Source organism: Streptomyces lydicamycinicus, from assembly GCF_000829715.2.
In the GTDB taxonomy this organism is placed as follows: Bacteria; Actinomycetota; Actinomycetes; order Streptomycetales; family Streptomycetaceae; genus Streptomyces; species Streptomyces lydicamycinicus.
The window spans coordinates 365280-378609 of record NZ_BBNO01000001.1 but is presented as its reverse complement, the minus strand read 5'-3'; the positions used below and the strand labels follow the sequence as shown (position 1 = coordinate 378609).

The 13330-nt window shown below is 69.8% G+C and carries 12 protein-coding genes; 3 read left to right on the top strand and 9 right to left on the bottom strand.

Annotated elements, in window-relative coordinates; genetic code table 11:
* The first annotated feature begins 556 nt into the window (after positions 1-556).
* The 3 genes from TU31_RS40515 (at position 557) to TU31_RS01630 (ending at position 2359) form a co-directional block, all read left to right on the top strand.
* Positions 557-712 (top strand): tryptorubin family RiPP precursor, encoded by a 156-nt coding sequence (locus TU31_RS40515; protein ID WP_370682690.1) that lies wholly within the window; start codon positions 557-559, stop codon positions 710-712.
* 77 nt (positions 713-789) lie between these two features.
* A complete protein-coding gene (locus TU31_RS01635) occupies positions 790-1848 on the top strand; it encodes a cytochrome P450 (RefSeq protein ID WP_042147721.1) in 1059 nt (352 codons plus the stop codon).
* Positions 1849-1915: 67 nt separating this feature from the next.
* Positions 1916-2359 (top strand): GNAT family N-acetyltransferase, encoded by a 444-nt coding sequence (locus TU31_RS01630; RefSeq protein WP_042147718.1) that lies wholly within the window; start codon positions 1916-1918, stop codon positions 2357-2359.
* Between the two features lie 62 nt (positions 2360-2421).
* Here TU31_RS01630 and TU31_RS01625 read toward each other — a convergent pair whose 3' ends face one another.
* The 9 genes from TU31_RS01625 to TU31_RS01585 form a co-directional block, all read right to left on the bottom strand.
* A complete protein-coding gene (locus tag TU31_RS01625) occupies positions 2422-2841 on the bottom strand; it encodes a cytidine deaminase (RefSeq protein ID WP_042147715.1) in 420 nt (139 codons plus the stop codon).
* Positions 2838-4118, bottom strand: a complete 1281-nt coding sequence (locus TU31_RS01620) for an ABC transporter permease (protein ID WP_042147711.1) — start codon at positions 4116-4118, stop codon at positions 2838-2840. The genes TU31_RS01625 and TU31_RS01620 overlap by 4 nt, the downstream gene beginning before the upstream one ends.
* Complete coding sequence (locus TU31_RS01615) at positions 4115-5275, bottom strand: ABC transporter permease (protein WP_370682689.1); 1161 nt, start codon at positions 5273-5275, stop codon at positions 4115-4117. The genes TU31_RS01620 and TU31_RS01615 overlap by 4 nt, the downstream gene beginning before the upstream one ends.
* Positions 5272-6828 (bottom strand): ABC transporter ATP-binding protein, encoded by a 1557-nt coding sequence (locus tag TU31_RS01610; RefSeq protein WP_107070598.1) that lies wholly within the window; start codon positions 6826-6828, stop codon positions 5272-5274. Before TU31_RS01610 ends, TU31_RS01615 begins: the two co-directional genes overlap by 4 nt.
* 220 nt (positions 6829-7048) lie before the next feature.
* Positions 7049-8080: a BMP family lipoprotein gene (locus tag TU31_RS01605; protein ID WP_042147705.1), complete on the bottom strand. Its 1032-nt coding sequence runs from the start codon at positions 8078-8080 to the stop codon at positions 7049-7051.
* 303 nt (positions 8081-8383) lie between these two features.
* Positions 8384-9643, bottom strand: a complete 1260-nt coding sequence (locus tag TU31_RS01600) for an amidohydrolase (protein WP_042149769.1) — start codon at positions 9641-9643, stop codon at positions 8384-8386.
* A gap of 150 nt (positions 9644-9793) precedes the next feature.
* Entirely contained in the window at positions 9794-11002 is a 1209-nt protein-coding gene (locus TU31_RS01595; RefSeq protein ID WP_245698373.1) for a hypothetical protein, read from the bottom strand.
* A 31-nt stretch (positions 11003-11033) separates the two neighbouring features.
* Entirely contained in the window at positions 11034-11960 is a 927-nt protein-coding gene (locus TU31_RS01590) for an N-acetylneuraminate synthase family protein (protein WP_042147699.1), read from the bottom strand.
* Between the two features lie 54 nt (positions 11961-12014).
* Positions 12015-13307: an acylneuraminate cytidylyltransferase gene (locus tag TU31_RS01585; RefSeq protein ID WP_042147696.1), complete on the bottom strand. Its 1293-nt coding sequence runs from the start codon at positions 13305-13307 to the stop codon at positions 12015-12017.
* Positions 13308-13330 lie beyond the last annotated feature (23 nt).

Sequence of the window (13330 nt, the reverse complement as noted above, 5' to 3'; positions counted from 1 at the left end):
ACGTCCGGGCAGGGCAGGCACCGGGTTTACCGCGGTACCGGTCCCCCGGGTCGTGCTCGACGGTCGATGGTTCACGGCTCTCATCGTGAACTGCCCGCAGTGGCCGAGGTACTGGAACTCGCCCAGACCTGAGGACGAGGTGCCATTCCTCGCCCGAGCCGAACTCGCCCTGATGCCGGCGCACCGACCCCGCCGGGCCCGACGATCTGCGCCCCGGCTGCTGCGAGCCGTGCCGAGACGACCGACTGCGCCGGCTTCACCGCCGCTTCGCGATTCTCCGTGTGGGAGAGCCATCGCGCCGGAGCGGGGACCGGAGGCCCTCGACCCGCCCTACAGAACATGTCCATGTCACATAATCCATGACCAAACCACCCCATTCGACGCCATCCACCCCCTTTCGATGCCCACATTGGGTGTCAATAGATGGATTAGTGGCGATTTGCCGAGATGCGAATACGGATGAATTCGAAACGTGAATGAGGCAATTCAGGTAGTGATGTGGATCACTTGACACATTCACTGAATAGGTCTTCACTTTCCACAGCAGTTGAAATGAATGCCGGGAATTCCACCCGGTCTCTACATCTTCTGCCGTCGCATAAGTATCTCGTTCGCCACGCAAATGGAGGTGCTCATGAAACTCGTTCGCATCGTCAAGAAGTTCCGCCCGGAAAAGAGCCTCAAGGCATACGCCTGGTACGGCTGGATTTAACCAGACAGTTTCCCTGCCGGGATCGCGTCGGTCAGGAATTCTGGCCGGCGCGAGCTGCCTACCCACGGAGTTCACCTATGCCTGTGCACCGCGTCGGCGGGAGCGATCGGGTCATCGAGTTCGCGCCGAGAATCGACGAACTGTTAAGTCGTTATCGTGGTGCGTCGCTTTTTCGTCTGGAGCCCGACACGATCGGGGTGTCCGGCGCCGAGCTGATGGACCGCTTACTCCGTAGCAGGCCGGCCAACGCGGAGGAGAGGCCCACCTTCAAACCCGTCCAGGGGCGGCTCGTTACCCGTACGGATGCGTCCACCTTTATGCAAGCCGTGGGCTCGGACGTGCGGAACGCGCTGCAACGTCCCCTCGATGAGGCGGTCGACCTGACCGGCCGCTGGCCGCATGTGGCGCATGTTTACCTGCGGAATCTCGTTTTCGGGAACGAACGTCTGCGATTCCGGGTTCTGGTCGACCGCAGGCTGGAGTTGACACCGAAACTGACCTGGTCGGCCGTCGCCTCCGGTGCCGCTTTGCTGGGCAGGCCCGGGCAGGGCGTGCCGCTGTCAAAACTTGCCGCTCTCGTGCTCGATTCCACGACCTACAGTGACCGGCGCTATGCCATGTACCTGTACCGGCGGGTGGCAGCACCGGTGTGCTTCACCGTATCCGCGCTGGTCACCAACGCCCTGTGGCTCGGGGCTCCGTTCAGCGATGACGTATCGAATCGGAACATCCTCCTTGAGGCACTCCGACTGCTTCCCCCCTCATGGAACATCTTGCGAATGGCTTCTCCGGAGTTCTCGGACGTGGACGCACGGATCGGCCCGAAAGACGATGTCCTGTTGCTCCCCCTGCTGAGCCACCGCGACCCCAAGCTCTGGGACGAGCCCGACGCGTTTCATCCCGACCGCTGGGAAGAGCTGGACGGAGACAACCACCCCGGATATCTCCCCTTCGGCCACGTAAGCGAACGATGCTGGGGCCGGCATATGGTCCTGCCCCTGGCCGAACGGCTCCTGGACATCGTGCGACGGGACGGCCTGGTGGTGAGTCCGAGCCAGACCAGGGGGAAGGTCGAACTCGACGGATTGCTCGAAGTGTCCGAAGTGCAGATGACTCGACCGAGGGCTCGACCGTGACGGCCTGACCATTCGTCCCACCTGAAACGGAGTTGACGTGCGGGAGGGACTCGGCTGTTCTGCTGCGATGTCTGATCTTCGTATTCAGCGGCCGGATGGCGACGACGCCCTCAAGGACTGGCAGTTCGTCCACAACACGATCATCCCTACCCACCTCCTTTCGCTGGAGGATGTGCGGGAGCGGGCGCAGCGTCACCACTTGGAGGTCGCGTATGCCGGTGACGAGCTCATCGGATGCAGCACGGTGCGCCCGCCCGCCGATGACGCGCTGACGGTGACCGTGATCGCTCGTGTGCTGGAAGCTCATCGTGGTCAGGGGTTCGGGGAGGAGCTGTATGCGCGCGGGCTCAGCAGGGCGCGGGAGTTGGGCGCCGAAGTGATCGAGACCGTGGTGCTGTCCTCCAACGAGGACGGGCTGCGGTTCGCGCGCAAGCACGGGTTTGTCGAGATCGAGCGCTATCTGCTGCCGGGGGACAGCATTCCCTGGATCGACCTGCGTCTTGCCCGGTGAGCGGGTGGTGCCGGGGGCGGTGGGTGGCGGGGATGGAGTCACTGGCACCCACCCGCCCCCGTTCACCCCCTCAAATGCCCCGCCCCGAACGCATCCGGCAGCAGCTCCGACAGCGGGCGGATGCCCGCCGCCGTGTCCACCAGAAGCTCCGGGCCGCCGTGTTCCCACAGGAGCTGGCGGCAGCGGCCGCAGGGGACGAGCAGTTCGCCCGCCCCGTCCACGCAGGTGAAGGCGGTCAGCCGGGGGGCCGGGCCGGTGCTGTCGGGGCGGCCGGCGAACAGTTCTGAGATCAGGCCGCATTCGGCGCAGAGGGCCAGGCCGTAGGAGGCGTTCTCCACGTTGCAGCCGGTGATGGTGCGGCCGTCGTCCACGAGGGCGGCGGCGCCTACGGGGTAGCCGGAATACGGGGCGTAGGCCCGGGACATCGCGTCCCGGGCCTGCGCGCGCAGTGCGGTCCAGTCGACCGGCACCGGTGGTGTCATGTGCCTTGTCCTCGGCGGTAGGGCTTGCCGTTCGCCTTCGGCGGCCGCAGCCGCTGGGAGAAGAGGGCGAGTACCAGCAGGGTGGCGATGTACGGGCTCGCCTCGACCAGTTCGAGCGGAACGGTGTCGGCCAGGAAGTACCAGATGACCAGGACGGCGGCGGCTATGCCGGCGACCACGGCCTGGGTGCGCTTGAGGGCGCGCAGCCGGAGCAGGGCGAGCACCGCGAGGAGGGCGGCCAGGCCCAGCAGCAGTGCGTGGACGGTCGGGCCGCCGCTGCGCAGCTGCATGGCGTCCATGAAGCCGAACAGGCCCGCGCCCATCGCGACGCCGCCCGGCCGCCAGTTGCCGAAGATCATCGTGGCGAGACCGATGTAGCCACGGCCGCCGGTCTGGCCGTCCTGGAAGAAGTGCACTCCGATGGAGAGGAAGGCACCGCCGAGGCCGGCCAGGGCGCCGGAGACCAGCACCGCCGCGTACTTGTACGAGTAGACGTTGACGCCCAGGGTCTCGGCCGAGATCGGGGCCTCGCCGCAGGAGCGCAGCCGCAGTCCGAACGAGGAGCGCCAGAGTACGTAGAAGGTGCCGATGAACAGGCCGACGGTGAGCAGGGTCAGCCAGGAGACGTTGGTGACCGCGGCACCGAGGATGCCGGCGACGTCGGAGACCAGGAACCAGTGGTGGCCCTCCAGGGTGTTCAGCGCGTCCGACAGGCCGGGGACGGTGAACGTCGGCATGTCGGGCATCGGCGGCGACTGCTTGTCGTTGCCGCCGGCCAGCATGGCCGCGCTGCCCTCCTGGCCGAACCACAGCGTGGCCAGGTACTGGGTGGCACCGAGCGCCAGGATGTTGACCGCGACACCGGAGACGATGTGGTCGACACCGAAGGTGACGGTGGCGATGGCGTGGATGAGGCCGCCGAGCGCGCCGCCGATGACGCCGGCCGCGGCCGCCGCCCAGGGGCCGTGCTGCCAGCCGACCCAGCCGGCCGCGAACGAGCCGAGCATCATCATGCCTTCGAGGCCGATGTTGACCACGCCGGCCCGCTCGGACCACAGTCCGCCCAGACCCGCCAGGCCGATCGGCACGGCGGCGCTCAGTGCGGCGCCGAACTGGCCGGTGGAGGTGAGGTCACCGGCACCGGTGACGGCCCGGAGGACAGAGACGGCGACCAGCCCGACGGCGATGATCAGCAGGATCCAGGGGTAGGTCAGCTTGCGCCGGCCGCCCTTCCCGGGGACCGCGAGCTTCGTCGCGGTCTTGAGGTCCGTACTCACGCCGACACCTCCGGCTTGTCGCTCTTGTCAGAGTTTGTCGTGCGGGACAGGGCGGCCAGCTCCTCGCCGACCTTGCGCTGCTGAAGGCTCAGCCCGTAGCGGCGCACGATCTCGTAGGCGATGACCACGCAGAGGACGATGACGCCCTGCATGACGCCGACGATCTCCTGGGCGTAGCCCTCGAACTCCAGCCGGGAGCCGGTGCGGTCGAGGAACGCCCACAGCAGGGCACCGAAGGCCATGCCGATGGGGTGGTTGCGGCCGAGCAGCGCGATGGCGATACCGGTGAAGCCGATACCGGCCGGGAAGTCCGTGCCGTACTGGAAGGACTCACCGAGCAGGGTGGGCATACCGACCAGACCGGCCGCGGCGCCCGACAGCAGCATGCTGCACAGGACCATCCGCTTGACGCTGACCCCGCTGGCCTCGGCGGCCGGCTCGGAGGCGCCCACGGCGCGCAGGTCGAAGCCGAAGCGGGTGCGGTTGATCCCGAACCAGTAGAGCGCCCCGGCCAGGACCGCGATCACCACGAAGCCGAGGACCGGCTTGGGGTGGGTCGGGAAGGAGAAGAAGTGGCTGGACTCCGGCAGGAACCTGGTGTGCAGGAGGTTGCCGTCCTTGATGGCGAGGCGGCCGTCCTGGAGGAAGTAGCCGATGATCGACGCGGCGATGGCGTTCAGCATGATCGTGGTGATCACCTCGCTGACGCCGCGGGTGGTCTTCAGCAGACCCGCGATGCCCGACCAGATGGCGCCCACCAGCATCGCGATGACGATGAGCAGGATGATCTGGAGCGCGCCGGGGAGGGCGATGGCGCCGCCCACGGCCGCGGCGGCGAAGGCCGCGAGGCGGTACTGGCCGTCGACGCCGATGTTGAAGAGGTTCATGCGGAAGCCGATGGCGACCGCCAGCGCCGAAAGGTAGTACGGCACCGCCTTGTTGATGATCCAGACCTGGCTGTCGCTGTAGTGGCCGTAATCGGCCATGATCCCGTAGGCCCGGAAGGGGTTCTCGCCCGAGGCGAGGAACACCAGGGACGAGATCACTATCGCGGCGACGATGGCCAGGACGGGCGCGGCGATCGCGAGGATCACCTTGTCGCGGGTGGCGCTCTTGGCAATGGCGTCCACGGTGGGGTTCTTGGTGGAGGTGCTCACTGCTCGTCGCCCTCCTGCTCACCGGCGTCGTGCGACGCACCGTCTTCTGGTGTGCCCTCTTGCGACGCACCGTCTTCCGAAGCACTGAGGTGGCCTCTGGCGGCACCGGTCATGGCGGAGCCCAACTCCTCCGGGGTGATGACGGCGGGGTCCGCGTCCGCGACCAGCCGGCCCCGGTACATCACCCGCAGGGTGTCGGACAGCCCGATCAGCTCGTCCAGGTCGGCAGAGATCAGCAGCACCGCCAGGCCCTCGCGGCGCGCCTCGCGGATCTGTTCCCAGATCTGCGCCTGCGCACCGACATCGACCCCGCGGGTGGGGTGCGCGGCGATCAGCAGCTTGGGGTGGTGGCTCATCTCGCGCCCGACGATCAGCTTCTGCTGGTTGCCGCCGGAGAGCGAGGACGCGGTGACCTCGATGCCGGGGGTGCGCACGTCGTACTGCTCGACGATGCGCTCGGTGTCCTTACGGGCGCCGGGGATGTCGAGGAGCTTGCCCTTGCTGTTGGGGCGCTCGGTGACATGGCCCAGGATGCGGTTCTCCCACAGCGGGGCTTCCAGCAGCAGGCCGTGGCGGTGGCGGTCCTCGGGGATGTAGCCGATGCCGCCCTCGCGCCGGGCGCGGGTGGAGGCGCCGGACAGGTCCGTGCCGTCCAGGGTGATCGTGCCGTGGTCGGGGCGGCGGGTGCCCATGACGGCCTCGACGAGCTCGGCCTGGCCGTTGCCCTCGACACCGGCGACGCCCAGCACCTCGCCCTTGTGGATGGTGAAGGAGATGCCGTCCAGGACGGTGCGGACCACGCCGTCGGAGTCGGTCGCGGAGAGGTGGACGTCGCTGACGCGGAGCATCTCCTCGTCGGTGACGGTCGATTCGCGGGTCTCGGGTGACGGCAGTTCGCTGCCGACCATCAGCTCGGCCAGCTGCTTGGGGGTGGTCTCGGACGGTTCGACCGAGGCCACGGTGGTGCCGCGCCGTATGACGGTGATGTCGTCGGCGACCGAGAGCACCTCGCCCAGCTTGTGCGAGATGAAGATGACGGTCAGGCCCTCGGACTTGAGCTCACGCAGGTTGTCGAAGAGCGCGTCGACCTCCTGCGGGACCAGGACGGCAGTCGGCTCGTCGAGGATGAGCGTGCGGGCGCCGCGGTAGAGGACCTTGAGGATCTCCACCCGCTGGCGGTCGGCGACACCGAGGTCCTCGACCAGGACGTCGGGCCGGATGTTCAGCCCGTACGCGTCGGAGAGTTCCTTTATCTTCGCGCGGGCGCCGGCGCCGATGCCGTGCAGCTTTTCCGCGCCGAGGACGGTGTTCTCCAGGACGGTGAGGTTGTCGGCGAGCATGAAGTGCTGGTGCACCATGCCGATGCCGCGCGCGATGGCGTCGCCCGGGGTGTGCAGGGTGACCTGCTCGCCGCCCAGCGCGATGGTGCCCTCGTCCGGCTTCTGCATGCCGTAGAGGATCTTCATCAGGGTGGACTTGCCGGCACCGTTCTCGCCGCACAGGGCGTGGACGGTGCCGCGGCGCACGGTGAGATGGATGTCGTGGTTGGCCACGACGCCGGGGAACCTTTTGGTGATTCCGCGGAGTTCTACAGCGGGGGCGTCCGGGACGGCGGGGCCGCTGCTCGTGGATGCTGCGTTGATGGCGCACTCCCCTCAGGGATGAAGGAGCGGAAAGGACGGAAAGTCAGGGACCGGAAGGTCACAAGGGGGGACGTGGGGCTCGCCCCCGGGGTCCGGCGCTGCGGAGACCCGGGGCGGCGGTGGTCCCGGGCTACGGCGTCTCCTTGACCTTCACCTTGCCCTCGATGATCTTCTTCCGGGCCGCATCGATCTGCGGCTGGATGTCCTTGATGAACCCGCCCGAGGTGGCGAGCGACACCCCGCTGTGCTTGAGGTCGTAGGAGTGGATGCCGGTCAGCGGCTTCCCGTCCTCGGCGCTCTTGATCAGGTCGAACACGGCCACATCGACGTTCTTCACGACCGAGGTGAGGATCCGGTTCTTGTAGCGGGCCAGACCCGGCTGCTGGTACTGGTCCGAGTCCACGCCGATCGCCCAGGCGCCCTTGACCCTGCTGATCGCCTCGATGGTCCCGGCGCCCGACTGCCCGGCCGCCGTGTAGATCACGTCGATCCCGCTGTCGAGCATGCCGCCGGCCTTGGCCTTGGCGGCCGCCGGGTCGTTGAACCCCTTGTCGTTGTTGGGGTACAGGTACTGCGAGGTGACCTTGGCCTTCGGGTCGGTGTCACGGACCCCCTGCTCGAAGCCGGCCTGGAACTTCTGGATCAGCGCGTTGTTCACGCCGCCGATGAAGCCCACCTTGTGGTTCTTGCTCTTCAGCGCGGCCGCGACCCCGGCCAGATACGAGCCCTCGTGCTCGGCGAAGACCATCGCATCGACGTTCTTGCCCTCGGGCACGGCGTCCACGACACCGAAGGTGGTGGCGGGGAAGTCCTTGGCCACGTTCTGCACGGCCTGGCTGTAGGCGAAGCCGACGCCGATGACCGGGTTGTAGCCGGCCTCGGCGAAGGAGGTGAGCCGCTGCTCGCGGTCCGCCTCGGTCTCGCCGTTCTTGGCGGTGAGCATCTTGACGTTGACGCCCAGCTTCTTGGTCGCGTTGTCCGCACCGCGGGCGGCCGCTTCGTTGAACGAGTGGTCGTCCCGGCCGCCGATGTCGAAGGCCAACCCGACCCCCGCGTGTTTGGCGCGGTTGGCCTCGGCAAAGCTCTGACCGCACGCGGTGGCGGTGAGCGCGAGGCCCGCGGTGGCGGTGGCCGCGGCGGCAATCCTGATGACCCGACGCACGGGGCCTTCCCTTCGCTCTAAGCGCCCCCATTGGCGCTGGCTTGTCGGGAGATTAACGCGCGTAGACCTGGCGCAAAACCCTCCACTGCGTGGACGTTATCGATTCGAGGCGTAGGGCACCTGAACGAAACACGGGGGGACGGGCCGCGCGGCCCGTCCCGGCAAGCTGCCGGAACGGGTCGTTATGGAGTCATTACGGACAGTGTCCCGCTATAGGGGACGGGTCGGGCGGGGGACTGGCCGGGCCGGTCGCCGTGCGACGCCGCCCGGACCCACTGCGCTCAGCCCGTGCTCAGTCCGTCCTCAGTCCGCGAGGTCCCCGTCGAGGAGCGCGCAGCCGGTGAAGAGCTCCACGCCCACCTTGATCGCCTGCTCGTCCACGTCGAAATCGCCGCGGTGCAGGTCCCGGTGCGTGGGGTCGGCGGGCGGGTGGACGCCGAGGCGGACCATGGCGCCGGGGACGTCTTCGAGGTACCAGGAGAAGTCCTCGCCGCCGAGGGACTGCTCGGTGTCCTCGATGGCGCCCTCGCCGCGGCGGGCGGCCATCGCGGAGTGCAGCAGCTGGACGGTGACCGGCTCGTTGACCACCGGCGGCACCCCGCGGACGTAGGTGATCTGGGACTTCGCGCCGTGCAGCGCGGCGATCTCGTCGATCGCCGCATGGACCAGGTCCGGGGCCCGCCGCCAGGCGTCGAGATCAAGACAGCGGACGGTGCCGGAGAGTTCGGCGTGCTGCGGGATGACGTTGCAGGCGTGCCCGGACGCCAGCCGGCCCCAGGTGACGGCCATACCGGCGCGGGCGTCGACCCGGCGGGCCAGCAGCGCCGGTACGTCCAGGGCGACCCGGGAGGCGGCGGTGACCATGTCGGTGGTCAGGTGCGGGCGGGCGGTGTGGCCGCCGGGGCCGTCCAGCTCGACCTCCAGCCGGTCACAGGCCGAGGTGATCGCTCCCGTACGGAGCCCGATCCGGCCGGCGTCGACCCGCGGGTCGCAGTGGACGGCGAGGATCCGGCCGACGCCCTCCAGGGCGCCGGACTCGATCGCGTCGGAGGCGCCGCCGGGCAGGATCTCCTCGGCGGGCTGGAAGAGCAGGCGCACGGGGCGCGGCAGGGCGCCGGTGCGGGCCAGCTCGGCCAGGACCAGACCGGCGCCGAGGACGACGGTGGTGTGCACATCATGGCCGCAGGCGTGGGCGCGGCCGGCGACCGTCGAGGCGTAGTCGACGGTCTTGGTGTCCGGGATCGGCAGCGCGTCGATGTCCGCCCGCAGCGCCAGCAGGGGGCGGTCGGGGGCGGCCGCTACGGCCCGCCCGTCGGCCGTGGCGTCCCGGGTGCCGATGTCACAGATCAGGCCGGTGCCGGTGGCCAGCACCCGGGGCCGCAGTCCGGCCCGCTCCAGCCGTTCCTTGAGCGTCGCGGTGGTCCGGAACTCCTGGTTGCCGAGTTCCGGGTGCCGGTGCAAGTCGCGCCGGAAGGCGCTGAGTTCGGCGCGCAGGGCCTCGGGAAGGGCGCCGGGGAGCTGATCCCCGGCGGGGGTACGGGCGGCACTGACCTCTCGGGACATCACGTGGTTCACCTGTGGAAGGTTACGGGCCCGAAGGGGGCAACTGTCCTTCGATCAACAAAAGTTCAGCCCGTTAGGGGAAGAAAATCAGGCCGCTCGGCGCATGGACGGTTTATGCGACGGGTATGCAGTAAGGCTTCCCGCGCTCCTTCATCCGGCGGCCATCGGCTGGGTGAAGGGCAGTCGCTGCACGTCGCGGGCGGTGCCGGTGACCCCGTCGAGGAAACCCTGGGCCCGCGGTGAGGCGTTGGCCGTCAGCCACTCCGGATCGATGTCGCAGACCGCGACCTTGACCTCCGTCCCCTTCAGCGCCAGCGGCAGGGTGTGGACCACGGTGGAGGGGAAGCTGACGATCAGCCGTCCGATGGGCCCGCGCCGGGCGATCAGTTCGAGCGGCAGATCGGGCCGGACGATCTCCAGCCCGGTCTCGCCCACGAGCCGGCGCAGCTTCTCGGTGCTCTCCTTGCGGTGCGCGAAGTAGCGGGTGGCGCCGTGCGTACGGGCCAGGCCGGCGACCGCCGCCAGGTAGCGCTCGGCGTCCACGACCCCGGTCTCCACCAGCGAGGTGCCGACGATGTCGGCGGCGCGGGTGAGCCGGGGCGGGCCGAAGCGGCTCCGGGTCCAGGCGAACTCGTTGGTGGTGACCTCGACGCCCGGCGGCGCCTCGACGGGCATCGAGCTGAACAGGCCGACGGTGCGCCGCCCGCCCTCGGGAGCCGGGGTGAGCCGGCGCCGGGCGGTGGCCGAGAACGGGGCGAAGATCAGGTCCCGCGGGCCGCGGCCGCTGCCGTTGCGGTGCCAGCGCACCAGCTGTTCCCCGCGGGCGAGTTGGGAGATGAACTCCATGGTGGCGGTGCCGTCGTCGACCACGACCAGATCGCGCGCCCTGGCGAGGGAGAGCAGCAGCTGGACGTAGCGGGAGAACGGGTCGCCGATGACGACGCGGTGGGCGCGGCGCAGCAGCGGGGTGAGGCCGCCGATGGTGCGCATCGGCGCGGTCGGACCACCGCGGGCCTCCTCCCAGCGCACCGTATGGCCTTCGTCGCGGGCGAGTTCGGCCATCCGCCGCAGCTGGCCGCGGGTCATCGGATCCTGCGGGGAGAGCACGACGACGGTGAGCCCGGTGGCCTGTGCGGTGTGCGCCCACTCCAGGACGTTCAGCAGCTGCACCGGGCTCTCGACGAACGCGAGGGTGCCGGTGTCCCGGGCGGCCGCTCGCGGCTCACCGGAGCGTGCGGTCCGGTGACGCTGCCGCGGCACCCCCCGGAGACGACGGGCGGGAGTATCCGTCGTCTCCGGGGGCGGAACCTCGGCGCCGGGCGTGCCGGGCACGGCGCGGGTCCCCTCAGGTGAGGTCACCTTGGCTCCCGTCGGTTCGTCGGCCGGGCGGTCAGACGGCGGCCGGCTCGGCGGCCTCGGCCTCGGCCACCACGCCGGTGACGCGGCGCAGCTTCTTCATCGGGCCGAGCTCGCTCTCGTAGACCTTCTTGACGCCGTCACCGAGGGACTCCTCGATGGTGCGGATGTCGCGGACCAGGCGGGACAGGCCGCCGGGCTCGACGGAGGCGGCCTGGTCGGAGCCCCACATGGCGCGGTCGAGGGTGATGTGGCGCTCGACGAAGGTGGCGCCGAGGGCGACCGCGGCGAGGGTGGTCTGGAGACCGGTCTCGTGGCCGCTGTAGCCGATCGGGACGTTCGGGTACTCGTCCTGAAGGGTGTTGATCATGCGGAGGTTGAGCTCCTCGGCCTTGGCCGGGTAGGTGCTCGTGGCGTGGCAGAGCAGGATGTTCTCGCTGCCCAGGACCTCGACGGCGTGCCTGATCTGCTTGGGGGTGGACATGCCCGTCGAGAGGATGACGGTGCGGCCGGTGGCGCGCATGGCGCGCAGCAGCTCGTCGTCGGTGAGCGAGGCGGAGGCGACCTTGTAGCAGGGCACGTCGAACTTCTCCAGGAAGGCGACGGACTCGACGTCCCACGGGGAGGCGAACCAGGCGATGCCGCGCTTCTTGCAGTACTCGTCGATGGCGCGGTAGCCCTCCTCGTCGAACTCCACGCGGTGGCGGTAGTCGATGTAGGTCATCCGGCCCCAGGGGGTGTCGCGCTCGATCTCCCACTGGTCGCGCGGGGTGCAGACCTCGGGGGTGCGCTTCTGGAACTTCACCGCGTCACAGCCGGCGTCGGCGGCGGCGTCGATCAGCGCGAACGCGTTCTCCAGGTCGCCGTTGTGGTTGATGCCGATCTCACCGGTGACGTAGACGGGGCGGCCGGGGCCGGCCTCGCGGTTGCCGAGGGTGCGGAGGCGGGAGTTGGTGCTCATGGGGAGGTTCCTTCGCGTTGATACGGGGGTGTGTGGGGGTGGGGTCTGGGTGGGTTACAGGGACGGGCCCAGGAGCCAGGCGGCGATCTCTCGGATCGCGCCGCTGCCTCCGGGCGTCGCGGTGACGGCGCGGGCCGCGCCGCGCACCACGTCGTGCGCCCCGGCGACCGCCACGGGCCAGCCGACGAGGTCGAAGCACGGGAGGTCATTGACGTCGTTGCCGACGTAGAGCACGCGCTCGGGCGCGATGCCCGCTTCCTCGCACCACTGCTTGAGGGCGAGGTCCTTGCGGTCGATGCCGTGCAGCACGGGGACCTGGAGCTTGCGGGCCCGTGCGGCGACGACCGGGTTGGTCTCGGTGGACAGGATCAGCAGCTTCAGCTCCGCCTTGCGCAGCGCGGCGATGCCGAGGCCGTCGCCGCGGTGGACGGCGACGATCTCCCGTCCGTCGGCGTCGATCAGCACCCGGTCGTCCGTCTGGGTGCCGTCGAAGTCGAGGACGACGGCGTCGATGTCGTCGCGGGTCGGCAGGGCGCCGGGCCGCGGTGCGTCCAGCAGCGGTGCCAGGGCGCGGGCGCGGGCCAGGTCGTGCGGGTCGTCGATCTCCAGCACCCGGGCCGGGTCGGTGCGCACGAGTTCGGTGCGGCCGAAGAACCGGTGGCCGGCGGCGCGGAAGCCGGCCGCGTCCATGCCGTAGGCGGCGCCGGTCTCCAGCAGGTCCTGGGGGCGGTCCTGGCGGCGCGGCCGGAAGGACTTGTCGTGGTTGACGCCGTAGCCGCCTTCGGTGGTGACGGTGGCCGGGGCGGTGGCGGTGGACTGCGCGGGGAGCGTGGCGGCGGCCGGGCTGCCGGTGTCCGCCGTGTCCATGCCCGCGTCGTCGGCCGCGTCCCGCCAGACGAAGCCGTGGAACGGCGCCACGGTCAGGGCGCTGTCGGCGCCGCCCTCGACGACCGCGGCGGCCACCCCGTCGATGTCCTCGCGGACGATGAAGGGGCTGGTGCACTGGACCAGCAGCACCGCGTCGACCGACGCGCCCTGCTCGGCCTCGTAGGCGTCCATGGCGTGCAGGACGGCGGCCTCGCTGGTGGCGGTGTCACCCGCGATGTCGCCGGGGCGCCGTACGACGACCGCTCCGGCGCCGCGGGCCGCGGCCGCGATCCCGGCGTCGTCGGTGGACACCACGACATCGGTGACCAGGCGGGCGGCACGGCATTCCCGGACCGCGCGGGCCACCAGGGGCACTCCCCCGACGGCGGCGAGGTTCTTGGCGGGCACGCCCTTGGATCCGCCGCGGGCGGGTATCACGGCCACCACGGTCGGGGGGCTGCTCTGCGGGTTCGGCGGCATGTCGGGCTCCTTCCGGGAGCTGG

Bases quoted from the DNA above. Each gene is read 5' to 3' on its own strand.
- TU31_RS01600 (WP_042149769.1), bottom strand. From the start codon at position 9,643: ATGTCCCGAGAGGTCAGTGCCGCCCGTACCCCCGCCGGGGATCAGCTC.
- TU31_RS40515 (WP_370682690.1), top strand. From the start codon at position 557: ATGCCGGGAATTCCACCCGGTCTCTACATCTTCTGCCGTCGCATAAGT.
- TU31_RS01635 (WP_042147721.1), top strand. From the start codon at position 790: ATGCCTGTGCACCGCGTCGGCGGGAGCGATCGGGTCATCGAGTTCGCG.
- TU31_RS01630 (WP_042147718.1), top strand. From the start codon at position 1,916: ATGTCTGATCTTCGTATTCAGCGGCCGGATGGCGACGACGCCCTCAAG.
- TU31_RS01625 (WP_042147715.1), bottom strand. From the start codon at position 2,841: ATGACACCACCGGTGCCGGTCGACTGGACCGCACTGCGCGCGCAGGCC.
- TU31_RS01585 (WP_042147696.1), bottom strand. From the start codon at position 13,307: ATGCCGCCGAACCCGCAGAGCAGCCCCCCGACCGTGGTGGCCGTGATA.
- TU31_RS01590 (WP_042147699.1), bottom strand. From the start codon at position 11,960: ATGAGCACCAACTCCCGCCTCCGCACCCTCGGCAACCGCGAGGCCGGC.